At 60.1% G+C, this 25,292-nt stretch carries 20 protein-coding genes and 1 pseudogene; 10 read left to right on the top strand and 11 right to left on the bottom strand.

What is annotated here, in order from left to right:
- Nucleotides 1-6: 6 nt before the first annotated feature.
- From RWK44_RS00930 to RWK44_RS00910, 5 genes are all read left to right on the top strand, one after another.
- Entirely contained in the window at nt 7-801 is a 795-nt protein-coding gene (locus RWK44_RS00930) for a pyrroline-5-carboxylate reductase family protein (protein ID WP_168281145.1), read from the top strand.
- A 67-nt stretch (nt 802-868) separates the two neighbouring features.
- Nucleotides 869-1,870 (top strand): ABC transporter substrate-binding protein, encoded by a 1,002-nt coding sequence (locus RWK44_RS00925; protein ID WP_020047352.1) that lies wholly within the window; start codon nt 869-871, stop codon nt 1,868-1,870.
- A gap of 208 nt (nt 1,871-2,078) precedes the next feature.
- The gene (locus RWK44_RS00920; RefSeq protein ID WP_131662602.1) at nt 2,079-2,966 is read left to right on the top strand and encodes an ABC transporter permease; all 888 of its coding nucleotides are present in this window, start codon (nt 2,079-2,081) and stop codon (nt 2,964-2,966) included.
- On the top strand, nt 2,959-4,038 hold the full coding sequence (locus RWK44_RS00915; RefSeq protein ID WP_168281148.1) for a quaternary amine ABC transporter ATP-binding protein: 1,080 nt from the start codon (nt 2,959-2,961) through the stop codon (nt 4,036-4,038). The genes RWK44_RS00920 and RWK44_RS00915 overlap by 8 nt, the downstream gene beginning before the upstream one ends.
- A gap of 1,064 nt (nt 4,039-5,102) precedes the next feature.
- Complete coding sequence (locus RWK44_RS00910; RefSeq protein ID WP_316028223.1) at nt 5,103-6,101, top strand: AraC family transcriptional regulator; 999 nt, start codon at nt 5,103-5,105, stop codon at nt 6,099-6,101.
- Nucleotides 6,102-6,129: 28 nt separating this feature from the next.
- Here the strand turns inward: RWK44_RS00910 and RWK44_RS00905 are convergent, their stop codons facing one another.
- From RWK44_RS00905 to RWK44_RS00875, 7 genes are all read right to left on the bottom strand, one after another.
- Complete coding sequence (locus RWK44_RS00905) at nt 6,130-6,414, bottom strand: hypothetical protein (RefSeq protein WP_221947248.1); 285 nt, start codon at nt 6,412-6,414, stop codon at nt 6,130-6,132.
- The gene (locus RWK44_RS00900; protein ID WP_316028222.1) at nt 6,411-8,705 is read right to left on the bottom strand and encodes an FdhF/YdeP family oxidoreductase; all 2,295 of its coding nucleotides are present in this window, start codon (nt 8,703-8,705) and stop codon (nt 6,411-6,413) included. Before RWK44_RS00900 ends, RWK44_RS00905 begins: the two co-directional genes overlap by 4 nt.
- Nucleotides 8,706-8,786: 81 nt before the next feature.
- Nucleotides 8,787-10,715 carry a diguanylate cyclase gene (locus RWK44_RS00895; protein WP_168281162.1) on the bottom strand — a complete coding sequence of 643 codons (1,929 nt, stop codon included), beginning with the start codon at nt 10,713-10,715 and terminating at the stop codon, nt 8,787-8,789.
- A 193-nt stretch (nt 10,716-10,908) separates the two neighbouring features.
- On the bottom strand, nt 10,909-12,348 hold the full coding sequence (locus RWK44_RS00890; RefSeq protein WP_316028221.1) for a coniferyl aldehyde dehydrogenase: 1,440 nt from the start codon (nt 12,346-12,348) through the stop codon (nt 10,909-10,911).
- A 21-nt stretch (nt 12,349-12,369) separates the two neighbouring features.
- The gene (locus RWK44_RS00885) at nt 12,370-13,476 is read right to left on the bottom strand and encodes an NAD(P)-dependent alcohol dehydrogenase (protein WP_168281167.1); all 1,107 of its coding nucleotides are present in this window, start codon (nt 13,474-13,476) and stop codon (nt 12,370-12,372) included.
- A gap of 57 nt (nt 13,477-13,533) precedes the next feature.
- The gene (locus RWK44_RS00880; RefSeq protein ID WP_131662594.1) at nt 13,534-14,358 is read right to left on the bottom strand and encodes a p-hydroxycinnamoyl CoA hydratase/lyase; all 825 of its coding nucleotides are present in this window, start codon (nt 14,356-14,358) and stop codon (nt 13,534-13,536) included.
- A gap of 41 nt (nt 14,359-14,399) precedes the next feature.
- Nucleotides 14,400-15,986, bottom strand: coding sequence for an AMP-binding protein (locus RWK44_RS00875; protein WP_316028220.1), 1,587 nt, complete (start codon nt 15,984-15,986; stop codon nt 14,400-14,402).
- A 199-nt stretch (nt 15,987-16,185) separates the two neighbouring features.
- Between RWK44_RS00875 and RWK44_RS00870 the strand changes: the two genes are divergently transcribed.
- From RWK44_RS00870 to RWK44_RS00850, 5 genes are all read left to right on the top strand, one after another.
- Nucleotides 16,186-16,671, top strand: coding sequence for a MarR family winged helix-turn-helix transcriptional regulator (locus tag RWK44_RS00870; protein WP_316028219.1), 486 nt, complete (start codon nt 16,186-16,188; stop codon nt 16,669-16,671).
- Nucleotides 16,672-16,792: 121 nt separating this feature from the next.
- Nucleotides 16,793-18,199, top strand: coding sequence for an adenylate/guanylate cyclase domain-containing protein (locus RWK44_RS00865; protein WP_316028218.1), 1,407 nt, complete (start codon nt 16,793-16,795; stop codon nt 18,197-18,199).
- A 547-nt stretch (nt 18,200-18,746) separates the two neighbouring features.
- Entirely contained in the window at nt 18,747-19,877 is a 1,131-nt protein-coding gene (locus RWK44_RS00860) for a TRAP transporter substrate-binding protein (protein WP_077976770.1), read from the top strand.
- A 59-nt stretch (nt 19,878-19,936) separates the two neighbouring features.
- Nucleotides 19,937-20,584, top strand: a complete 648-nt coding sequence (locus tag RWK44_RS00855) for a TRAP transporter small permease subunit (protein ID WP_168281180.1) — start codon at nt 19,937-19,939, stop codon at nt 20,582-20,584.
- Nucleotides 20,581-22,008, top strand: a complete 1,428-nt coding sequence (locus tag RWK44_RS00850; RefSeq protein ID WP_316028217.1) for a TRAP transporter large permease — start codon at nt 20,581-20,583, stop codon at nt 22,006-22,008. Before RWK44_RS00855 ends, RWK44_RS00850 begins: the two co-directional genes overlap by 4 nt.
- 670 nt (nt 22,009-22,678) lie before the next feature.
- Here the strand turns inward: RWK44_RS00850 and RWK44_RS00845 are convergent.
- The 4 genes and pseudogenes from RWK44_RS00845 to RWK44_RS00830 all read right to left on the bottom strand — a co-directional run.
- Nucleotides 22,679-22,860, bottom strand: a pseudogene (locus RWK44_RS00845) (helix-turn-helix domain-containing protein); the annotation flags it as partial.
- 369 nt (nt 22,861-23,229) lie between these two features.
- On the bottom strand, nt 23,230-23,850 hold the full coding sequence (locus RWK44_RS00840; RefSeq protein WP_222010871.1) for a hypothetical protein: 621 nt from the start codon (nt 23,848-23,850) through the stop codon (nt 23,230-23,232).
- A 74-nt stretch (nt 23,851-23,924) separates the two neighbouring features.
- Complete coding sequence (locus RWK44_RS00835; protein ID WP_168281187.1) at nt 23,925-24,080, bottom strand: hypothetical protein; 156 nt, start codon at nt 24,078-24,080, stop codon at nt 23,925-23,927.
- A gap of 48 nt (nt 24,081-24,128) precedes the next feature.
- Complete coding sequence (locus tag RWK44_RS00830; protein ID WP_168281190.1) at nt 24,129-25,184, bottom strand: hypothetical protein; 1,056 nt, start codon at nt 25,182-25,184, stop codon at nt 24,129-24,131.
- Nucleotides 25,185-25,292: the final 108 nt, after the last annotated feature.

Raw genomic sequence — 25,292 nt, 5'->3', positions numbered from 1 at the left:
GCCGGGATGAGCGTGTCCTTGAGGATCGGGATCATTGGCGGCGGCGGATGGCTTGGCGGCGCAATCGCCGGCTCGATCCTTGATGCCGGCCGGATCGAACCTCGAAATCTCTCCCTCTCCTATCGCAGCGAGCAGCCGCGCCGCTTCCCGAATTCATTCCTGGCCACGGACAATCAGGCGCTTGCCGACCGTTCGGACGTGATCCTTCTCTCCGTCCGTCCTGATGACTGGCGTGCTCTTGATGTCGATGCCGGCGGCAAGCTTGTGATATCTGTCATGGCGGGCATCCGCCTGGACGCACTTTCCGAGCGCCACAAGACCAGGCGGGTCGTCCGCGCTTTGCCGAACGCCGCCGCCGAAGTGGCCAAGTCCTATACGCCGTGGATTGGCGCGAGCGATGTCAGCGAAGGCGACCGGGCGCTTGTCCGCGCGATTTTTCAGGCATGCGGATCTGAGGACGAGGTCGCAAGGGAAAGCGACATCGATTACCTCACCGGCCTTTCCGGGTCAGGACCGGCGTTCCCGGCATTGCTCGCCGCCGCCATGATGAGCGACGCCGTGGCAAATGGCCTGTCGGCGGAGATTGCGCGCCGCGCCGTCAACACGGTGATCACGGGCGCCGGCCGCCTGCTGGAGCGCCAAGACGAATCTCCTGACGATGTCGTTCAAACCTTTCTCGGCTATCGCGGAACCACGGCGGCAGCCATCGAAGGCATGCGTGCTGCTGGGTTCGACGCTTCGGTCGCGAAGGGACTATCGGCGGCATTCAAGAAATCGGTGAGTATGGGAGAGGCTTCCTGACAACCGTTGGAGCGGGTCCTGCGGCGCCCCGCTCGGCAAAACCGGCCGCTAAACAGAGGGAACGAGAATGAAAAAACTATTCGCATCGACATGTCTGACGTTCGGCCTGATCGGCGGGGCGTCTTTCGCCAGCGCCGCCGAATGCGGCACTGTCACCATCGCCAGCATGAACTGGCAGAGTGCAGAGGTTCTCTCCAACCTCGACAAGTTCATCCTGAACGAAGGTTATGGCTGTGAGGCCGAAATCACCGTCGGCGATACCGTCCCGACGATCACCTCGATGGCCGAAAAGGGCCAGCCGGACATCGCACCGGAAGCATGGATCGACCTGCTGCCGGATGTCGTCAAGAAGGGAACGGAAGAAGGCCGGATCGTCCAGGTCGGCTCTCCGCTGCCCGATGGCGGCGTGCAGGGTTGGTGGATTCCCAAATATCTGGCCGATGCCCATCCTGATATCAAGACCATCGGCGACGTGCTGAAGCATCCGGAACTCTTCCCCGCTCCTGAGGATCCCAAGAAGGGCGCGATCTACAACGGGCCGCAGGGCTGGGGCGGCACCGTGGTGACGACGCAGCTCTACAAGGCCTTCGAAGCCGACAAGGCCGGCTTCACCCTCGTCGATACCGGCTCGGCTGCCGGCCTCGATGGTTCGATTTCCAAGGCCTACGAACGCAAGGAAGGCTGGGCCGGCTATTACTGGGCGCCGACCGCTCTGCTCGGCAAGTATGAGATGGTCAAGCTGGAAGCCGGCGTGCCGAACGACGCCGCCGAATGGAAGCGCTGCAATACCGTTGCCGATTGCCCTGATCCGAAGCCGAATGCATGGCCGGTCGACAAGATCGTCACCCTGGTTGCAAAGCCTTTCTCGGAAAAGGTCGGCCCTGAAGTCATGGACTATCTGACGAAGCGCTCCTGGAGCAATGAAACGGTCAACAAGCTCATGGCCTGGATGACCGACAACCAGGCGACCGGCGAGGACGGTGCCAAGCACTTCCTCAAAGAAAACAAGGACCTCTGGACCAAGTGGGTCTCGCCTGAGGCAGCCACGAAGATCGAAGCTGCTCTCTAGAACAGGATGATTTTAGGCCTGTTCGGCTTAAAATCTGAATCCTGTTCTAAGCTAAATAGTGAGAGCATGATGTCGTCCGAAAACAGATCACACTTTTCGGCATCATGCTCTCACACCGACTACTGCGGTGCGCTCAATGCGCACCGCCTCTCGCTGCCGATAAAATCAAAAAGACTGCCGCGGCTCTTTGAAGAAAAAGGGGAACCGAATGGAATGGTTTTATGAATTCCCGCATATGGATGACGATGCCCTTCGCAATCTGAAGAAGGCGATCGATGACGGTTTTCGCGCATTTACCCGCACCTACGGCGACGCGATCGAAAGCCTCTTCTCTCCGCTGCAGCATTTCCTGATCGCCGCCGACCGCTTCATGACGCAGACGCCGTGGCCGATCATTACGGCGATCATCCTTGTCATCGCATGGTTTGCGAGCCGCAGCCTGAAGATCGTCTTCGGCTGTCTCGTCACCCTGCTGCTGATCGGCTATTTCGACATGTGGGACGATACGATGCGGACGGTCTCGATGATCTTCGTCTGTACCGTGCTCTCCATCGCCATCGGCATTCCCATGGGGATATTGATGGCGCGTTCCGACCGGCTGCAGCGCGTTATCAATCCGATCCTCGACGTCATGCAGACCATGCCGAGCTTCGTCTATCTGATCCCTGTCGTCATGCTGCTCGGCATCGGCAAGGTACCGGGACTGATCGCCGTCGTCATCTATGCCATCCCGCCGATGATAAGACTGACCGACCTCGGTATCCGGCTGGTCGACAAGGACGTGCTCGAGGCAGCCGATGCGTTCGGAACGTCGAGCTCGCAGAAGCTGTTCAAGGTTCAGCTGCCGCTGGCGCTTCCCACCATCATGGCTGGTATCAACCAGACCATCATGATGGCGCTCGCCATGGTCGTCGTCGCTTCGATGATCGGCGTCCAGGGCCTTGGCCAGCCGGTTCTGAAAGCCATCGCCAACCAGTACTTCACCCTGGGTATTTTCAACGGCCTTGCCATCGTCGGCATTGCCATCATCTTCGACCGGGTCAGCCAGGCGTATGGCAAGCGGCTCCAGAAGCATCGAGAGATCGTCCATGGCTGATCAACGTTTCGGCGGCATCAAGATCCGCCACCTCTACAAGATCTTCGGTCCCAATCCTGCCGCTCATGTCGATGCCGTCCACAAGGGACTGTCGAAGACCGAGCTCAACGAAAAGCACGGCCACGTGCTCGGCCTAAAAGATATCAATGTCGAGATACCCTCGGGCCGTATCCAGGTCATCATGGGCCTTTCGGGTTCGGGCAAGTCGACGCTCATCCGCCACATCAACCGTCTGATCGATCCAACCGCCGGCGAAGTGCTTGTCGACGGCGTCGATGTGGTGAAAATGAACGAGACCGAATTGCGGACGTTTCGCCGGCACCAGACGGCAATGGTGTTTCAGAAGTTCGCGCTTCTGCCGCACCGGAACGTTCTCGACAATACTATCTTCGGCCGCGAAGTGCAGGGCATGGAGCGCTCGAAAGCCGTCGACGTCGCCATGGGCTGGCTGGAGCGGGTCGGCCTGAAGGGCTTCGAGAGCAAATATCCCAACCAGCTCTCGGGCGGCATGCAGCAGCGCGTCGGGCTGGCGCGAGCCCTCTCGAACGATGCGCCGGTTCTGCTGATGGACGAGGCCTATTCGGCGCTCGACCCTTTGATCCGTACGGATATGCAGACGGTCCTTCTCGACATTCAGAAGGAGATCAAGAAGACCATCGTCTTCATCACCCACGATCTCGACGAAGCCCTTCGGCTGGGCGACCAGATTGCGATCCTGCGCGATGGCGAAGTCATCCAGCAGGGCACCAGCCAGGACATCGTTCTGCGTCCGGCCGACGCCTACATCGCCAACTTCGTCAAGGAGGTCAATCGAGGCCGGGTCATTCAGGTCGACGCCGTCATGACACCCCTGCATTCCGGTGCGGCGCCAGGCGGATTGACGATCGCATCAGGCACGACCGTCGAAGACGCCGTCCGGATCCTGGCATCGGCGGCGCACGACGATGCCAGGGTGGTTTCACCATCCGGGGAAGCATTGGGTCTTGTCACCTTCCGCCAGCTCGCGGGCGCAATGGTGAACTCGCAGGAGGTGGCCCCCCGGCGCGACAGCGCCCTCTCGGTCGCACTTTGAAGCTGCACGTGCGTCCGTTTTGGAAACGATCCGTCGCTTGTGCCTTCAGTGAGAAATCATTGCTCAGCTCAGAAGAACCGAACGCATCGCGCGCGGCGGCATCATGCCGGCGTCCCATCGTTCGTGCCCAATGAGAAACTAAAGATCTCTATCCACTTCGCGCAGTTCATTGCGCGCAACAGGCGGCTTCGGCGACGCTGGTCCATATACATTTTGCGCAAGGTCAGTCCAGACTGCGTCACGAAAAGCCGGTTGGCCGACAATATCGGGACCCGACAATTGCTCCATAGCTAAGGAACAGTAAGATGAAACCCGACCAAGACCATGATGGTTTGCGGTCCCAAAGCCAAGCCCGTCCATCCCATCACCCCCAACAGGATGGAAGGGATCGTACATACGCACTCCATCCCGTGCGTATGCCTGCATGCCTGTCGCCTGCCGAAGGCCCTCTTTAAGCGGTCCACTAAGAACCTTCGGCAGGCGACTGCGCGGCTCTCGAATGGGGCGTTCCCTATAAGCTTCAGATGATGTGCATCCGGCAAGATCGCCGCGGGTAAATCTGTGGCGTGGCGGATACAGCTGTAAAATCATTCCTTTAGCGTAGTCGTTTTATCAGCGGGGTTATCACCATAACCGGCAGCGTGACGTCTTGCCTATTCCGGCGGGTTCTGTCAGCTCATGTCGTCTGGGCGACAAATCTGCGCTGGATGGGAACGATCGATAATGCATTCAACGGGTTGGTCTTTTCGACGCCCGCCACGCCCGAATTCGGCCTGCATCGGCTGCCGAAAGCCGCTGATATCGATGCCGATGTCATGCGGAAATCCACCTGCTCGGCGGCAAGCCGCTTCACTATAAATTATAATCATCTAATATACAGGTAAGCTCCGCTCATCCAGACCATCTGCTGGCCCTGATGAAGCCCTGCGGCGGAGGATGCATGACGACTGACAAGACTGGCAGAGTGCACCAATCCGACACCCGCGCGGATCGCCATCAGGCTGGCATCTCAGAGCGGCCAAGAAGGGCATGTCGAAACAGCCACATCGAACAATGGGAGCAGCATGACTGAAAATAGCCCTCCCCCATTTTCATTTCGATTTAGTGGTTCGTCCTTCGACAACATGGTCGAAACGCTGGGCGGCGCTTTTGGCGCATTTGATGCCGAGCCTGTCGGCCGCGCCCAGGACTTCCATTGGGGACTGGATTTCTCCGTCTGTGACAAGGCCGTCCTGCTCACGGGTTATCACGAGGCGGAGTTTCAGTTCAATATCGAGCCGACCGTCGATACGTCGGAGTATCTGTCGATCGTCGTGCCGCGCAGCGGCGGCATGGGGGTAACCTATGGGTCCCGCATCGCCGAGGCCGGGCAAGGAAAATTGCTTCTTTATAACAATTTCGAACCCGACAGCGTCATCATGCATGGGCAATCGAACGTCATCGACGAGTTGCTGATCAACTGGCCCGTCATCCTGCAGACGATCGGCCAGACTTTCGAGATGCCGTTCAACGGCTCCCTCGACCTGCTGCCCGAACTGGATCTGTCCAAGCCGGAAGGCCGGTTGATCAGCAATCTCACGGAAACGATCATCCTGGGCATGCGCAACGATGGGCCCTTGCTGCAGTCGCCGATCGCCATGGCGCATATGACGCAGGCGCTGGCCGATCTGGTCGTGCGCCTGGTGCCGCACCGGCTGTCGCATTTCCTGGAGAATGGCCCCGCCCTGATCGCCCCCCGGCACGTCCGCAGGGCGATCGAATTCATGCATGCCAATATCGATCAGCCGATCACCATGCTGAAGGTGGCCGAAGCGGCCGGCGTCTCCAGCCGGGCACTCGAAACCGGTTTTCGTGCGTTCAGGGGGACCTCTCCCGCCGCCTATCTGCTGACGCTTCGGCTGCGCGCCGCGCGCCAGGATCTGCTCGATCCCGAGAGCAAGGAGACCATGAAGGCCATCTGCCTCAAATGGGGCTTCTTTCATTTCGGCCGGTTTTCCGCAGTCTATAAAACCACATACGGAGAATACCCCTCCGACACCAGGAAGCGCGTAATCCGTCGATAGCGACCGTGGCTTCCGGTGCAGGGGTGTTTTACGCCTCGTCCCGCGGCGGCAACATGTAATGCACTCTCATCGTCCTCAGATCCCGCTTCACGATCCGCAGCAGCCCTTCGCGTTCCACCAGGACGTTGAGTTCCCTGAGCACGAGAGAATGCGCGATCCCCAGCTTGCGCGCAAAGGCGCGGCTGTCACGCGCAATCCCCAGCTCCGCGGCGACAAGGAGACCGGCCTGTATGGATGTCAGCCCGACATCTTTGCCTTGCGCCGCAGCGACGAGGGCAAGAAAACGATCGGCGTCGGACGCCTCTTCGCTCACGCGGCTTTTCGCCAGCGGAAGGACACCATGATGGATTTCGAGGTGGGCGTATCGCTTTCCGTACCGGCGCTGCCAAGCGGCACGAGCACGTTCAGTTCGGGATAATAACCCGCGATGCTTCCTCGCGGAATGTCATAGGGCACAAAGCGGAAATTCTCAGCGATACGCTCGATACCGTCATCATGCTCGCCGACCACGTCGACCCGGTCACCGGCCTTGGCATTCATCGCCTCCAGGTCGGCTGGATGAATGAAGATGACCTGCCGCTCCCCGTAGACGCCGCGGTATCGGTCATCGAGACCATAAACCGTCGTATTGTATTGATCGTGTGACCGGAACGTCTGCAGGGCGAAACGCCCCTCGCCCTTTCGCGCACGCTGATGCACCGTCTCCTCCGGAAGCGCTTCGGAAGAAAATGATGCCTTGCCTGCCGGCGTATCCCACTCCCGATGGGCGGCGGTGTTGCGCAGGTGAAAACCGCGCGGCTTGCGCAGGCGCTTATTGTAGTTTTCGAAGCCCGGAATGGTCGCCTCGATATGATCGCGGATGCGGTCGTGATCGTCGGCAAGCTCTGCCCAGTCGACCACGGCGGAGCCGACCGTCGCTTGCGCAATGCCGGCAATGATGGCGACTTCCGAGAGGAGATGCGGCGAGGCCGGACGATTGATGCCGGCGGAACCATGCACCATGCTCATCGAATCCTCGACGCTCACGAGCTGGGACTTGCCCGCCGCGTTCAGATCCATCTCGGTGCGTCCGAGGCACGGCAGGATGAAGGCCGTCTCGCCGGGCATGAGATGCGAATGATTGGGTTTGGTGGCGATATGCACCGTCAGTTTCAGCCGCCGAAGCGCCTTTTCAACGAGTGCGCTGTCGGGCGTGGCGCGGGCGAAATTGCCGCCAAGCCCGATGAAGGCCTCAGCCGAGCCGTCGAGCATTGCTCCGATCGCGGCAAGGACATTGTGGCCGTGTTCGCGGGGAACGGTGAAGCGGAAATGCTTCTCCAGCGCATCGAGGAAATCATCCGATGGCTTTTCGTTGATGCCGACGGTGCGGTCGCCCTGCACGTTGGAATGGCCGCGAACCGGGCAAAGGCCGGCCCCCGGCCGGCCGATATTGCCGCGCAGGAACATGAAGTTGGCGATCTCGCGGATCGTCGCCACGGAATGCAGATGCTGGGTCACGCCCATCGCCCAGGTGCAGATGACCCGCTCGGCGTTGATATAGACATCGGCCGCCCGTTCGATCTCCTGCCGGCTCAGTCCCGATTGGTCCTCGATCTCAGCCCAGCTCGTCGCCTCGACCGCTGCCCGGTATTCTGCAAAACCCGCACAGTGTTCGGCGAGAAATGCGTGGTCGAGAACGGAGGGCAGGCCGGCGGCGACCGCTGCGTCTTCCGCAGCCAGCACGGCCTTTGCCATCCCGCGCACCGCGGCCATGTCGCCGCCGAGCTGCGGCTGCAGATAAAGGCTGGCGATATCGGTCGAACCGCCGCGCAGCATCTCGACCTTGTCCTGGGGGTCGGAGAAGCGCTCCAGGCCGCGTTCGCGGATGGGATTGAAGACGACGACGCGTGCGCCGCGGATCGCCGCCCGGCGCAAGTCGCCGAGCATCCTCGGATGGTTGGTGCCCGGGTTCTGTCCGATCACGAAGATCGCGTCCGCCTCTTCGAAATCCTCCAGCAACACGGTACCCTTGCCCACACCGACCGCCTGACGCATGGCAATGCCGCTCGCCTCGTGGCACATGTTGGAGCAATCGGGAAAATTGTTGGTGCCGTAGACGCGCACGAACAGCTGATACAGGAAGGCGGCCTCATTGCTCGCCCGGCCCGACGTGTAGAATTCCGCCCGGTTCGGATTATCGAGGCCTGTCAGAATGCTGCCGATCTCGGCAAATGCATCCTCCCACGCGACCGGCAGGTAACGGTCGCTCGCCGCATCGTAGCGCATCGGATGCGTGAGGCGGCCATTGAGTTCCAGTTCATAGTCCGTCAGCTGGCGAAGCTGCGATACAGTCTTTTCCGCGAAGAAGGCGGGCGTGGCCCGCTTCTCCGTCGCCTCCCAGGCGACGGCCTTCACGCCGTTCTCGCAGAACTCGAACGACGATCCTTGCTCCGGGTCGCCCCAGGCGCAGCCTGGGCAATCGAATCCATCCGGCTGGTTCGCCTTCAGCATCGCCCGCGCCCCTGAAATGGGCATGCCGCTTTGCAGCAACTGCTTGCCGCAGCTCTTCAAAGCGCCCCAGCCGCCGGCTGCCGCCGATTTCTTACCAATGAATTTTGTGTCCATGCGCCCTGTATTGTCGAAGCGGGGAAAACATCAAGAGCGCACGAACGATGGCTCGATAGGAAAAACCTATCAAGGATCCGTCTAACCGACGTCCTTCATGGTCTGCCGCTCGTCGGGCGAATGTGCCAGGATGCGATTGCGACCTTGCATCTTGGCGTCGTAGAGCGCGGCATCGGCCTCGGTCAGGAGGCGGTTCGGGTTTATCCTCAGGGTGGCACCCGTCGCGCAGGATATGCCGATGCTGGCCGTCACCCGCCCGAATTCGCTGCCGGAGTGAACGATATTTTCCTGGCTGAGGAGACGTGCGAATTGCTCGGCAACGATCATTGCGCCTTTCGCACTGGTTGCGGGGAGCAGAACGACGAATTCCTCTCCGCCGTAGCGTGCGACGATGTCTGCCGGGCGGCTTACCGACTGGCGCAGACACCTGCTGACGACACGCAGGCATTGGTCTCCGGCGGGATGACCATAGGTGTCGTTATAGGCCTTGAAGCGGTCGATATCGACCATCAAAAGGCTGAACGGCGTGTTTTTCCTGGCGCTGCCTGCGGTCTCACGTGCGAAAGCTTCGTCGAAGGCCCGGCGATTGACCATGCCGGTGAGTCCATCTGTCTCAGCGAGGTTCTTCAGCTGTTCCGCCGAAAGCCTGAGCGCGATTTCCGCCTGCTTGGTCGCTGTGATGTCTGAGACAACGGCCATTGCCGTACCGTCTTCCGCTAGCCTTGTCCGGATGCTGCGCCAGTCGCCATTGTGAAGCTGAACCTCTTCGTCCTTGTTGCTATGCAACGTAGCGGCGGTGGCCTTGATCCACTCTTCACGGTCATTTTCCGGGATACCGGTGCGCTCGCCCGTTTCGGCGACGCGGCGAAGGATGTCGCTGATATGCGCACCAACCACGCGGGCGTCCCCGGATAGCGGAAAGGCGGTGCGATACTGGTCGTTGCAAAAAACGAGAAAACCCTTGCTGTCATACATGGCGATGCCATCGGACATGCCAGCCATTGCATGCGACAGCAGGTTCTTGCTCTTGCGCAATTCCCGCTCCAGAGCAGTCCGCTCCGTCACGTCACGCGTGACGCCGGCAAGGCCGATCACCCGCCCCTGCCTATCCTTCAGCGGCACCTTGGAGGCGAGCAGATATCTGTCTTCGATACGCTCGACGGAGTCGATCAGGGGCACCCCCGTGTCCATGACCTGCTGTTCGAGATAATAAAATTCTTCGGCGCGCGGCCGCGATATAAGATTGAAATCCGACAATCCGGTCATCTCCGCCGTGGTTCTGAAACGAAAAAGGCGGATCATATTTTCATTGACGGTGATGAACCGGCTGTTTCTGTCCTTCACGTAGAGATAGTCGGGCGACTGCGAAAACGCGGTCACCAAGATGCTCCGCTCCAGCTCCCATTGCTGCGTCTTCAACAGAACGAAACCACACAGCGCCGTCGCCAGGCAGTTCAATACCGTCATCGGCAGACCGATGATGGCCAATACGCGGGCGTGCACCAGTGTGGGAAGCACCGCCATCAAAACAATAAGTGCGGCGCCGAGCGCGAGGCTCAGCAGCGCAACGTCCATGAGCTCGGGAGATCTCTTCCGGATCCAGACATTGGCAGCCAGGCCGATCCCGGTCGCGACAGCAATTGCGATCAGACCATCGATCATGGCCGTGCCGCCGACAGCAAAGCGGAAGGCCATTGCCAGCGACGCCGCAAAAGCCGCTGCGATCGGTCCGCCAAACATGCCCGCCAAAGCAAGCGGCGAAAAGCGCATGTCGATATAGATGCCGGGATTGACTTCGACGGCCAGCAATATGGACCCGATGGAGGCACCGCCGGCTATGAGTCCGAAGGCGATTTTTTCCTGTATGACCGAACGACTCTGAAATTGGATCGAGAAATGCGCCCAGAGCGAAATCGCCAGGCACACGAATGACAGGTTGCCACCGAATTGCGTCCAGATGCCATTCACTGCGTTGGATCCACCTTCCAATACGTCATCCGAACCAATCATAGGGCAATACTGGTTTGGGCTTCGTTAAACTAAAGACCCACCAGGGCATATTCGTTCGCAATGCGTCGCAGGCCGGCCGGCAGCAATGCTGCGACAGGAAAGCGGCGACTACTGCGACGATGAGGTATACGCCGCAGGCCATCCCGTGCCGTCGGCAAGCCGGCTGCCGACGGCATCGTCCGCCACTTCTCTTCTATTTGCAGATCGCCGCCGCCAAGAAGCCGCGCATCCCCTCGCCATAAGGCGGCCGCATCATGTATTCCGCTTCCACCATCCTGCTCTGGTGATAGACGGCGCGCGGATGCGAGAAGGCGAGGAAGCCGAACTTGCCGTGATAGGCACCCATGCCCGAATGGCCGACGCCGCCGAAGGGCAGGCCTTCCGCCGTGACGTGGCTCATGCAGTCGTTGACCGTCACCCCGCCGGAAGTCGTATTGTCGAGGACGCGGGCCTCCTCTTGCTGATCCTGACTGAAGTAATAGAGAGCGAGCGGGCGCGGCTTGGCCTTGATACGATCGATGACGTCGGCGATATCGCGATAGGGAAGGACCGGCAGCACGGGTCCGAAGATTTCCTCCTGCAGCACGCGCATCTCTTCCGTCGGATCGAGGATCAGGGTCGGAGGCATGCGGTGGGCCGACTGCTGGGAGAAATTCTCTGCCGCCGGGTTGATCTCGACGATGCGGGCACCCTTGGCCCTGGCATCGTCGATCAGGCCCTGGATGCGGGCGTGATGGCGGGCATTGACCATCGAAGTATAATCAGGATTTTCCTTCAGCGCCGGATACATCGCGCCGACCGCCGCGACCGCGTGCGCGGCAAAGGCCTCGACACTTTCCTCGGGCACATAGACATGATCAGGTGCAAGGCAGATCTGGCCGGCATTCAGCGTCTTGACGGTCATGACGCGCCGCGCCGCATCGGCGAGATCTGCCGAGCGGCCGATGATGACGGGCGATTTTCCGCCGAGCTCGAGCGTCAGCGGCGTCAGGTTTTCCGCCGCCGCGCGCATGACGTGATGGGCGATCGCGGTTCCGCCGGTGAAGATCAGATGGTCGAAGGCGAGTGATGTAAAGGCCGTGCCCGTGGCCGGTCCGCCCTGAACGACGGCGATTTCCGTTTCGTCGAAGGCGCTGGCAATGAGGTCCGCCATCAAGGCGGCCGAGGCCGGCGTCACCTCCGACGGCTTGATCATGGCGCGATTGCCGGCGGCGAGAATGCCGGCAAGCGGCGCAAGGGCGAGCTGATAAGGGAAATTCCACGGGCTCAGGATTCCGACAACCCCCTTCGGCTGATAGACCACTTCGGCCACCGCGTCCGGGAACAATGCCTCGTGCTGCTCGGGCTTCAGCCATTCGGCAAGATGGGCCTTGGCATATTTGAGCGAACCGACGCAGGTAAAGACGTCGAGAAGCAGGCTCGCCTCGACGCTGCGGCTGCCGAAATCCTCCGACAGGGCAGCGGCAATCGCATTCTTATGGTCGACGAGAAGGGCGATGACGCGGTCGATGCGATCGATGCGGGTCTCGATACCTGGCGGCCCGTCCCTCAGGAAAGACGCCCTTTGCCGGCCAAGCAGCGCCTTCATGACATCAAGGCTGGTATCGGTGGCGATTGGGGTGACGGTGTTCATTGTTTCCTCCCTTGAACGGTGTCAAACGGCCGGCTGACGCACGACCGGTTTCAGCACGATGCCCTTTTCGGAATCCTCCACCGCCTGGTTGATGTCGGCGAAATCATAGAAGGTGATGAGCCTGTCGAAGGGGAAGCGGCCCTGCCGATGCAGATCGATCAACAACGGGATCAGCACATCGGGATTGGAATCGCCCTCGACGATGCCGCGGACCCGGCGCCCGCCCGACAGGATATGGGTGAGGTCGAGCGTCAGCGTCGCGCCATGGGGCGAGGCCCCGACGATGCCACAGGTGCCGCGCGGCGCCAGCACCCGTACGCACTGGTCGATGACCGCGGGCACGCCGGAGGCATCGATCGAATAATCGACGCCGGCGCCGGTCAGCGCCATGATCGCGGCAACCGCGTCGCTTGCCTTGCCGTTGACGATATCGGTCGCACCGAGTTCCGCCGCAAGTGCCAGCCGCGTCTCGTTGACATCGACGGCGATGATCCGTGACGCGCCGACGATCCGCGCCGCCATCACGGCGGCAAGACCGACGGAGCCCATGCCGAAAACCGCCAGCACTTTTCCCGGCTCGACCTTCAGCGCGTTCATGACCGCGCCGGCGCCGGTCTGGATGCCGCAGGCAAGCGGCCCGAGCAGCGCCAGATCGGCATCCTCAGGCACTTTCACGATATTGCGTTCATGGCACAGCGCGTGGCTGGCGAAGGAGGATTGCCCGAAAATATTGCCGTGAACCCGCTCTCCCTCGCATGAGAGCCCGCTCGAACCATCGGCGCGCGCACCGAAGAAATTGCGCGGGAAGAATTCGTGGCAATAGGTCTCCTCGTGATCGTTGCAGCTTGGGCAATGACCGCAGGAATTGAAGGTCATGACCACGTGATCGCCGGGCCTGACCTTGGCAACGCCCGGCCCGACGCGCTCGACGATGCCGGCCCCTTCATGGCCGAGCACGACCGGCTGCGGCACCGGCAAGTGCTGGTCACGCATGACGATGTCGGTGTGGCAAACCCCTGTTGCCACGACGCGAACAAGGATTTCACCCTCGCGCGGCTCCTCCAGATCGAGCCTTTCCAGCGAAAACGGCATATGCGGCGCACGCGCCACCGCGGCATGGATCTTCATTGCTTTCCTCCTCCCGATGATCGGCTCGCGAACGGCCCCGGCGAGCCGGGCTCGTCCTCAGCGGCCGCGCTTGTAGGCGCCGAGCCCCGGCTGATAGGTCTTGTCGTCGAGGAACTGCTTCAGCCCCTCGTCGCGTCCCTTGGTCTTGTCGAGGAACAGCATCTGTTCCAGCTTGGCGTAGATGTAATCGTCGGCGAGATCCCAGGGCAGGTCGCGCACGCGCTTGTAGGTGTCCTTGGCGGCCTTCAGCGTCACCGGGTTCTTTTCGAGCAGGCTGGCGCAGATCTTGCGCACGCGGCTTTCCAGCTCCGCAAGCGGCACGGCCTCGTTGACGAGACCCATTTCCGCGGCCTTGCGCCCGCCGAACAATTCGCCGGTCATGATGTAATAGAGAGCATCGCGATGGCGCATCACTTCCGCGACCGCGCGGGTGACATTGCCGCCCGGCAGAATGCCCCAATTGATCTCGGAGAGGCCGAAATTCGCCTCCTCGGCGGCGATGGCGAGATCGCAGGAAACGAGCGGCGTGAAGGCGCCGCCGAAGCACCAGCCGTTGACCATGGCGATCGTCGGCTTTTCGAAATACATCAGCCGGCTCCACCAGCCGCCGGACTGCCGCCGCGCCTTCAGCGTCGCATCGCGCGGCTTCTCGTCATTGTCGCGGAAATACTCCTTCAGATCCATGCCGGCGGACCAGGATTCGCCGGCACCGCGCAGGACGAGGACGCCGCAGCGCTCGTCGCCCTCGAGCTCGTCGAGCACCTCGAGCATCCGGGCATTCAGGGCCGGATTCATCGCATTGCGCTTTTCCGGGCGGTTGAGGGTCACGAAGGCGATGCCGTTGTCGAATTCGACCAGAACCGGCGATTTGTCTTCAGTCATGAGGTTACTCCATGGGTTTCGGCGTGAGTGCCGGGGCCGCTTCACAGGGCCTGTCGTTGAAGGGTTTCGTCGGAATGGAACCGGCGCAGGACATGTTTCTGCACCTTGCCGGAGGCGGTGCGGGGAATGGCCTCGACGAAGAGGATGCGGGCCGGACGCTTGAAGGCGGCGAGCCTTGCTGCGCAATGGCCGGCGATCTCATCGCCCGTTGCCGCAACACCCGGCCGCAGCACGACATAGGCGAGGCCGCATTCGCCCCATCGGATATCGGGAATGCCGACGACCGCCGCGTCGAGGATATCGGGATGACTTGCGAGTACTGCTTCGACCTCGGCGGGATAAACATTCTCGCCGCCGCTGATATACATGTCCTTCAGCCGGTCGACGATGCGATAGAAGCCGTTCGCTTCGCGCCGGCCGAGATCGCCGGTGCGGTACCAGCCGTCAGTGAAGGCTGCAGCGGTTTCCTGAGGTTTGTTCCAGTAGCCCGGCGTCACTGCCGGACCACGCAGCCAGAGTTCGCCGATCTCGCCTTCATCAACCTCGCGGCCGTCCTCACCGACGATACGAATGTCGAGCAATGGCGCGGGCAGACCGACGCTGCCTGGATTGTCCTGCACGGCGCGCCGATCGATCGGCACGTGCAGCACCGTTCCGGCCTCGCTCATGCCGTAACCGTTGACCAGTGCCACGCCGTCATCGAGATAGCTTTCGATCAGCGCCTGCGTCAGCGGCGCGCCGCCAACGAAAAGCGCATGCAGGCCGGCCAGAGCCGCGGCGCTATAGGCGGGATCGTTGCGCAAGGCGTGCGCGATCTGCGGCACGGCGAAATAATGGGTGACGGCACGCTGCCGGTCGGCAAGGGCAGCAAGGGTGCGCGCCGGCGTGAAGCGGTCGGAGACGACAAGCGTGCCGCCCAGCATCAACGTGGTGCGCGCCACCGCGATCAGCCCGATAGTATGGAAGAATGGCAGGTCGCACAGGGCGACGGATTTTGGTCCGATCTCTCCGACGACGGAAAAGTTGATAGCGGCAAAGAAGGCGTTGCGGCGGGTGATGATAACGCCCTTCGGCTGTCCCGTCGTGCCCGAGGTGTAGAGAAGGACGCAGGGGCGATCGGCATCGACAGACACCGGAGCGGCTGGAAGGCTCGCTTCGATCCGCGCGGCGAGCCCGGCCGAACCGTCGGCCGTCGATATCACCGCCATCTCGGGATCGGCGCCCGCGACGCTGGCGACGGTTACCGCGAACTCCTCGTCGTGAACGAGCAGGGCCGGCGCGCAATCGGCAAGGATCGGTCGCAGCTCGGCGGCGTTGAGGCGCCAGTTGAGCGGCACGTAAACGGCGCCGGCACGCTGGCAGGCAAAGGCAAGCACGATCGAATCCATGGAATTGCGCGCCAGCATGGCGACACGCGCCCCGTCGCGGCGCGCTCCGAGCACATCGCTCAGCAAGCTGGCGCAGCAGGCAATCCGCGCATCGAGTTCGGCATAGGTGAGCTGCCGGCCGGTGGCGATCTCGAACAGGGCCGGACGGCCTGGTGCGACGCGGGCGCGGTAAAGGATCGGATCATCCGTCACCAGTCCGCAATCCGCCGACGAAGCCATCCCGGAAAAGGAATGCGCCATGTTCTCCTCCCATGCCCGCCGCTCCCCGCCGCAGGCATCAAATTTGTATGTAACACATACTAATATCTTTTTCCTGTGATGCAAGAGGCTGTTTAAGGCAAATCCGATCGCTCCAATGGCGTGGGGAAATCCGCACGACGGATATTGACTAACCTGCTGATTTTGATGGTTATGACCCTGGATGAGGCGAGAACGAACGATGAGCACAAAACCAACGCAGGACGATTTCGAGGGCGAAGATGCCCCCGCAACGCCGGGCCTCGACGTCGGCCGGCTTGGCGATCTGCTGGGATTTCATCTGCGCATGGCGCATGTCGCAGTCTATCGCGACTTCGCCGAAACCATGGCGGCGCTGGCGCTGACGCAGAAGCAGCTGGCGGTGATGGAACTCGTCGCCGGCAATCCGGGCGCATCGCAGATCGACCTTGCCAATACGCTCGGCACCGACCGGGCGACGATGATGGCCCTCGTCAACCGGCTGGCAGCCCGTGACCTGATCGAGCGCCGGCCCTCCGCGGCGGACCGCCGCCGCCAGGAACTTCATCTGACGAAGGCGGGAGACGCAATGCTCGCACGGGCACGCGCGCTGATCGATAGGCATGAACAGCGTTTCATCGAGCTGTTTTCGCGCGACGAAATGGATGCGCTGCTGACGGCGCTGAAGCGGATATACAAGGGGAAGTGAAGCCGTTTCGCTCCGGAAGCGAGCAGCACCCAGGCCGATAGATTTCTATTGGGAAACTCCCGTGTTATGATCCCTGTCCTGGCGTCGTCCGCCGTGGGTTCTGCACACGGAGACTTGTCTAATGAGCGAAGTGGACGTCCTTTTTGCCTCCCTGCGACAGGCGGCTGACCCGCAGACGGTCGAGTGCATCGAAAACGTCGTCATGCATGGCTCGGATCGCGAGCTCAATCGCATCAATGCGCTCGCTTTCGCCGAGAAGCACGATCTCGATGAAGAGAAAACCATCGCCGCATTTCTCCATGCAGCCCGCATAGGCGCATTCGAGATGACCTGGAATGTCCTTTGCCCGGGATGCGGCGGCGTCCTCGACAGCGGCGCAACCCTCAAAACCGTCGTCCATGAGACGTACCATTGCGCGCTCTGCGCGGCCGGATACGAGCCGACCCTCGACGAGATGGTCGAGGTCACGTTTACGGTCAGCCCGCGCGTGCGCAGGATTGCCGCTCACGATCCCGATCGGTTGTCGCCGCTCGAGTACTACCGCCAGATCTTCTTCAGCTCCGGGGTCGACCTGCCTGACGATCTCGAAGCGAGGCTGGCGCGCATCCAGCTGGAGATGATCGAGCTGGATCCGGGCGAGAAGGCCTTCGTCTCCCTGCAACTGCCGGCGCAATTCGTCATCATCTTCGATGCGGTCACACACTCGGCGCAGTTCATCGACGTGCAGGGCGAGCCCACCGACGAACGTCAAACCCTCTCGATGATCATCAGCCGGACGCAGGCGCTGAACGAAACGCTGACCCTCCGCCCCGGCTTACTGCGGCTGACGCTCGAAAACCACACCGATCGCAGAGTAGTGCCGAACGTCTGCATCGCAGGCGATGACCTGCACGACCTCTTGGGCCGCAGGCAGGCTTTCCTGACCGCCAAGCGCCTGCTGACGAACCAGAGCTTCCGGGACATCTATCGGACCGACACGCTCGACGTCGACCAGCGCCTCAAGATCACCAGCCTGACGTTCCTCTTCACCGACTTGAGGGGCTCGACCGCGCTTTACGAGCGCGTCGGAGATCTTGCCGCTTTCGATCTGGTACGAGCGCATTTCCGGGTTCTTCACGAGATCGTCGCCACAGAGGCCGGAGCGGTCGTCAAGACCATAGGCGATGCCGTGATGGCGACCTTCCCGAGCCCGGACCGCGCAGTGGCGGCGGCACTCAGGATGCGGGAGGCGATGCTTCGGCTAAATGCCGAACACGGCAGCGACGATCTTCTGCTCAAGATCGGCATCCATGAGGGACCATGCCTCGCAGTCAATCTGAACGACCGGCAGGACTACTTCGGCCAGACCGTCAATATCGCTTCCCGCGTCCAGGGCCTTGCCGATCCCAATGTGATCATGACGACGGAGGCGATTGTCGGGGATGCCCAGGTTTCAGAGATCCTGCGCGACAGCGGCATCACCTCGGCCTCCCGGATGGCGGAGCTTCAAGGCATCGGGCGGGAGGTGAGGATTTTTGCGCTGTCGTGAGCGTGGTCTTCGAGGTCAAGCCAACTTGAGCGGTTTCCGCTAACGGCCCTTTTTGGACTTTCATTAGGCAATCAGCGTTCGGCAGCTTCGCGCCTCTTCTCGGTCATAGAGGCAATTGTTGCCGCTCCCCGAAAGCGGCCATAGCATTGGTTTGGCGAGACGACGTCTGTGCGCCATGTGTGGACGTCGGCTCTCGTCGGCTTAATCGACTTGGGACGAAGGCGATCAAGAACGAGCACATGGTTCCAGTTCAGCACATGGCTCCAGTTCATCGTCGACGGGCGAAAGCAGCTCTTTCTTTCTAAGCTGAGGTGGTCCGGATAACGCGGAGCAGCGGTACTGTGCCTTGGACGTTGGACCACAGCCCCAAGCTGTGATCAACAACACTTGAACGTCTGTCAGAATTGCAAAAAGTGTGCATAATTGACAAATGAGAACAATCAGTTGTTGATACTGATCGCGAAGAGGTTGGGAGGCCTCTTGTTCAACTTAGCAGACTACCAGGAAATGCAGGGAGAATTCGACTACAATCCAGGGAGGAAGAACAATGACCAAAAAGGCTGTATCGCGTCGAGAGTTGCTGGGAGCCTCTACGCTCGTTGGAGTAACCGCAGTTGGGGCTCTTGCCGCCCCGGCGGTGCTGGCCCAGGCACCCACCGTCATTAAAATGCAAACATCCTGGCCCGCGTCGGACATCTGGATGGATTTTGCCCGCCTGTACGTCGAACGGGTCGAACGAATGTCCGGCGGACGCCTGAAGTTCGAACTAATGCCTGCCGGTACGGTCGTCGGCGCGTTTCAGGTGCTCGACGGCGTCAACGATGGCGTGATCGACGCAGCCCACACCGTTCCAGTCTATTGGTACGGAAAGCACAAGGCAGCTTCCCTCTTCGGTACCGGGCCGGTATTTGGCGGCAGCGCAACCACCATGCTCGGATGGTTCCATCAAGGTGGCGGCAAGGATCTCTACCGAGAACTCACCCAGGACATCATGGGGCTGAACCTTTACGGCTTCTATGGCTTCCCGATGCCCGCGCAGCCGTTCGGCTGGTTCAAGAACCCGGTCGCGACCGTGAACGACGTCAACGGCCTCAAATATCGTACGGTCGGGCTCGCCGCCGATCTCATGCAGAATATGGGCATGAGCGTCGCTCAACTTCCGGGCGGCGAGATCGTGCCGGCAATGGAGCGAGGTGTGATCGACGCCTTCGAGTTCAACAATCCCTCCTCTGACATACGGTTTGGTTCGCAGGATGTCGCCAAGAACTACATGCTGTCGTCCTACCATCAAGCGAGCGAATCTTTCGAGTTCCTCTTCAACAAGGATGTGTTTGACGACCTTCCCGAAGATCTGCAGGCGATCCTGGAATATGGCGTGGAGGCAGCAAGCACGGCGATAACAGCGTCCGCGATGGACAACTATTCAAGCGACCTTCAAAAACTCCAGGCCGAACATGGCGTGACCGTGCACCGCACTCCAAAGGAAATTCTGGATGCGCAACTGAAGGCCTGGGATGAGATCATCCCCACGCTTGAAGCGGATGCGTTCATGAAGAAGGTGCTCGACAGTCAGCGGCAGTGGGTGGAGAGGGTCGTGTACTACGAATTGATGAACTCCGCCGATCTCGCACTCGCCTATGAGCACTATTTCCCCGGAAAATTGAACCTCGGAAAATAGATGGGGAAGGCCCGGTATTTCCGGGCCTCGTCCCTCATCCAGGTTAGGGAGGCGCTTGCATGCTCCGTTACATTGCATTCGCCGACGATTTGTCGGCGTGGTTCGGCAAGATGTTCGCGTGGGGGATACTCATCATGGCCTTCGGCGTCGGCTATGAGGTTGTTGCACGCTACCTCTTTCGCGCGCCGACCCCCTGGGCCTTCGATCTGAGCTACATGCTCTATGGAACGATCTTCATGATGGCGGGAGCGTATACCCTCTCGCGTGATGGCCATGTGCGCGGCGACTTCATCTACCGGCTGTGGAAACCGCGCACCCAGGCCAGGCTGGAACTGGTGTTGTACTTCATCTTTTTCTTTCCCGGTATAACCGCGCTGGTGTTCTCGGGCTGGAAATATGCCGCACGCAGTTGGGGCTACCTGGAGGTCAGTTCCAACAGTCCCGCCGGTGTGCCGATCTTCCAGTTCAAGGCCGTGATTGTCGCTGCCGGCATTCTCCTGTTCCTGCAGGGCGTGGCGCAGGTCTTCCGCTGCATTCTCTGCATAAGGACGGGCGAATGGCCGAAGCAGGCCGAAGATGTCGAAGAACTGGAAAAGGTATTACTGGAAACAAAAAGCCTGGACGTGCTCAAGTCCGAGGACGAGGGTTTCCTTCCGTCACGGGAACTTGACGCTGGACGTGAACCACGGGATCGGGACGCTCAATGACGGATGCACATATTGCCGTCGGGATGCTCCTCATCCTGATCCTCACCATCTTCCTCGGCTTCCCGGTGGCGTTCACCTTGATGGCTCTGGGTGTCGGCTTCGGATATTATGCCTATTACGATGCCGGCCGCATGTGGCGCGGCTATGACCGCGCGCTCGAAACCGGCGGCGATGCCGCTACACTGGCGCAGACCTGGATCGGCGGTTTCTTCAACAACCGGATCTTCGATCTGTTCGTCAACCAGACCTACTCGGTCATCCAGAACGACGTGCTGACGGCTATCCCGCTGTTCCTGTTCATGGGCTACATCGTCGAGCGAGCCAACATCGTCGATCGGCTGTTCTCGACGCTATTCAGCGTCACGCGCCAGGTGCCCGGCTCGATGGCGGTCGCCGCCCTGGTCACCTGCACACTCTTTGCCACGGCAACCGGCATCGTCGGGGCCGTGGTGACGTTGATGGGACTGCTCGCCCTACCAGCGATGCTGAAGGCAAAGTATGACGTGCGCTACGCGACGGGCGTGATCTGCGCGGGCGGCACGCTCGGGATCCTGATCCCGCCTTCCATCCTGCTGATCGTCTATGCGGCCACCTCCGGGATCTCGGTTGTCCGAATGTATGCGGCGGCGCTCCTGCCCGGTCTCGCCCTGGCGGGGTTTTATCTCATCTATGTCGTGGTGCGAGCAATCCTGCAGCCGCAACTGGCGCCGCGGCCAACGAAAGAAGATGTGGGCGAGCACACGCCGGTCCAACTCGCCTGGATGATGCTTACATCCTTCGCGCCGCTCGCCTTTCTGATTCTTGCGGTGCTGGGTGCCATTCTCTTTGGCCTGGCAACGCCGTCGGAAGCCGCCGCAATCGGCGCATTGGGGGGACTGGCGCTTGCTGCGGCCTATCGGGCGCTGACCTGGCAGCGACTGAAGGAGTCGGTGTATCTGACGGCGCGAACGACCGCGATGGTCTGCTGGTTGTTCGTCGGTTCGGCGACCTTCGCATCGGTATTCGCCTATCTCGGCGGCCAACAGTTCATCAGTGACTTCGTGACCGGCCTGGACATGTCGCCGCTGATGTTCCTGATCCTGGCCCAGATCATCATCTTCATTCTCGGCTGGCCTCTGGAATGGACTGAAATCATCGTCATCTTCATCCCGATCTTCATTCCGCTGCTGCCGCATTTCGGGATCGATCCGCTGTTCTTCGGTATCCTCGTGGCAATCAACCTGCAGACGGCCTTCCTATCACCACCCATGGCGATGTCGGCATACTACTTGAAGGGCGTCTCGCCTCCGCATGTCAAACTGACCGACATCTTCCGCGGCATGATGCCGTATATGTTGATCGTCATTCTCTGCATGGTGGTCATCTATCTGTTCCCGAGCATCGTCTACATGCTGCCGAATCTACTCTATGGAGTACAGAGATGACGCAGTGTCTGGCCCATTCCGAAAGGATAGACCGATGAACAGAAGCCGGTTTTTTGCGATATTTGCATTCGTGACGCTTGTCGCGTTCTGCGCGGTCATCCTGGCGTTTGTTCCACGGTTCGATTTGGCCGCTGCACTGCTGATCGGGGTTGTCCCTGCGGGGTACGACATCTGGGATCAGCTCTTTCGGCGACGCCCGTCGAAATCGTCTGGATAGACTGCAATCGTTCAACCGCCGCCCTTTCGTGACGGCAATCCGCTGCAAAAAGCCCGTTCGTCCATCGACCTACGGGCTCTTGGCTTTGAAATTAATCACCCATGGCCCCTCCCTGTGAAAGCGAGAGGCACCGTCGTTACGCGAACTTCCGGTTAACTCGCGTCGAGAAGGCGTCGGTGCGCGACGTCCGCGATGAGCGCCAAATCGAGCCGTACGTCATACTCGTGGTCTACGACTGCTCCGGGCCGATCCCGGACCTTCGCACCGAGGCCTCGCATGTCCGCTTTCGTGCTAGGTGTCCTCGCAGCGGACGGTCCGCCGTCGGCCCCAAATCGGTCATTCCTTCAAGCCGGGGCAACGACTGCTCCTGGCGCATGGCAGTCCTACGCGGCTTGCAATTCCGGCAGCATGATTGTGTGACCCAAGATTGGCAAGCCATTGCTTTGACCAAGCCTAAGGCCAATCCGCATAGCCTGAGGACAGCATACTGTTTTCCGAGCCGGCCGAAGCGCAGCGATTTCGCGGTAGCCGGCGGGAGAAAGGCCGATCTTGCGCTTGAAGAAATGGCTGAAATAGGTCGGGTCGCGAAAGCCGAGGCTGCCGGAGATTTCCTGGATATTGCGGGCCGATCGATCCCCCTTCCCCCTGACCGAGCTGCTCGCTTCTCTCGCTATCGGAGCCGCCATTCAGCTTGGAAGAAGCCGCTTGCCGCCCGACGTACTACGAGCTTTAGGTGCCCCATCATTCCGGAGCAGCTCGATCCCGACCTGTTCAGAAGCAGAGTCTTATGGATGCAGGCATTCTTGAAGCACGGTTTAGACCCCTCGTATCCACCACCAAGGCTGATAGGAGACCGGATACAAGGGAAAGGCTCGATCTCCGTTCATGTAGGCAGATCATTGGATGCGATTGAAGCCCCACGCTATCGCCTGACACGATAGACGTCACGGCTGCCGCGGTTGCAGAGCGAGGTGAGATTTCCGTGTTCGACGATGACCATCCATTTAGAACGGCGGGTTTTGAATCGTCGCAAAGTTAAAGGTATCAACCATGGTAGCAATGGGGTCTGGGAAATACCGGTAAGTTGCAACGCGCTTTCCATGCACAATGTAGTCTTTTTGCTCGACGTCTCCCATCACAATCAGCGAAACCGTCACCCTGGAAGTTCCAAGCATCTTGAGGGCAACGATTCTTTCCTGTGCGGTCGCGCATTGCTTCCCGACGTCACATAGCCTGCCAATCAATCTCATTTGAGCGAAAGGCTCGAAACCTTGGAAAGACGAACCGCCTATGAACTTAACCTTGTCCTTGAATGCCGACCATTCTGTTCCGGCGGTAATCCTCTCAAACATCGCGGCGGCATTTTTGTAGGTGAAGTCCTTTGCAACGAAAGGCGCGACCGAAGAGATCAAAAGCGTGACATGCTTTTCGCCAATCCAGCAGTCAATCCACAGATGATTGTCGTCAGGCGCGCTGCGCTCCATGTCGCGACCTTTACAGGCGGGGTCGGCAGCCATGCTAGTATTGGCTGGCCCCCTGACAAGCCACATGGCTGCGGATGATTTCTCAGCGGAGACAGCCCAAAGCGCCAAAAGACATATGATTGCATTAGAAAATCTTGGCATCAAATTTCCTATTCAGGTCCGCTGTAAATCCACCTGTGGCTCAACTCTGTGGCCCCCAACGCCAATGCCGGGCGTCAAGTGCGGTACATGTAAAACAGCACCAGGGTGATGAGCATGATTACCACCGCGATAACTATGCGCTCCACCCAACGCATAAACACCGATTTCGATGAATTGCCCGTTAGCCACTCGCTGAGGATGTCTCCAAGGAAGAAAAGCAAACTGTCCATTTCTTTGTTCCCCCTGTAGCCAGGTCCCAATTATCATTGCCACTCATCTCACAGAGTGCTGAACCCCGTCTTCACCCACAGCAACTGCTTACCGTCCTTCGACCACGTCGCATCAACGGACATGCCATATGGTATTGATCTAAAGGCCCGCCGAATGACGCCCTTAGTCGGAAATTTGGGGCCGTTCTTTCGGATCGAATACCCGCCGGTAACCCGCTGCGTGCCATCCGACTCTATGTAAGGGCGAGCGCTACTGAAGTTCGGGGGCACGTCAAAGCCTTGCGCTTCGAACCAGTCGGTTGCGTAGGATAAGTTCTCGTAGGAACCCAGCAGTCTGAACATACAGACCTCCGCTTCGTCCTCATTGTCTATCCGATCCCAGTCCATCTCCTTTAGGCGATCTGTCGACAGGTCATCCGTCTCTGCCTCCTTGAGACAGGAAGCTGGATCAGGAAAATCCATCATGGCGACCTTCTGAGACGCGGTCATTTCTCGTTCGAATCTGACATGAAATGGAGGCGTTCCGGGGTCAGGCTCGGGACCAGAACTGACCCAGAGCAGTTTGCCGCCATGGTAGAGATAGCCGGAAAGTTGGTAACCGAGATATGCCAGGACGACATAGGCGGCGTAATTCAGCAGCGTGCGGCCAGCATTAGGTTCCCGCATCCGCCAGGCCTGCAGCCAATCACCTGCTGATTTTCCGGCGAGAAGCCAGTAAAGATAGCCAGTTGCAGCAGCCGCAAGCAGCGCGGCTGAAAGCCTTAAGGGATCATTGACGGGGATACCCGTTGCCAGCAGCCCGGCGATGATCCAGATGGTGAGATACCATCTCCAACTCTTCGCCGGTTTCCATTCTGTCACCGCCAGAACGATCAGCAACGGGATCGTGCCATTGAAGAGATAGCCCGGCGCACGGAATACCACTCCCCACACAAGCGCATCGACAACCAGCGAACCTCTCGGATTTGCGACGCCTCCCTGAGGATGATCGGGGAGAGAAAGTTGTGTCGGAACGGCGTTCAAGAATTCAAACAATGCCGCGAAAGAGACTATGCACAGGATTGTGACCAGCGCGATCCTCAGCAACCGAATGAGGATTGTCATCTTAGATGTCCACCGAGATCGTTGCGCTTCGAGGGTAGGTGCAAGACTGAGAGCTGTTCCCCGGCAACAGCATAAGCGCAGGATGACTGGTTCCAAAATGAATGGCTC

This window comes from Rhizobium sp. 25PS6 (assembly GCF_032464655.1).
GTDB lineage: Bacteria > Pseudomonadota > Alphaproteobacteria > Rhizobiales > Rhizobiaceae > Rhizobium > Rhizobium laguerreae.
Note: the sequence above shows the minus strand (reverse complement) of the source record. Positions and strands in the feature narration are given on the sequence as shown.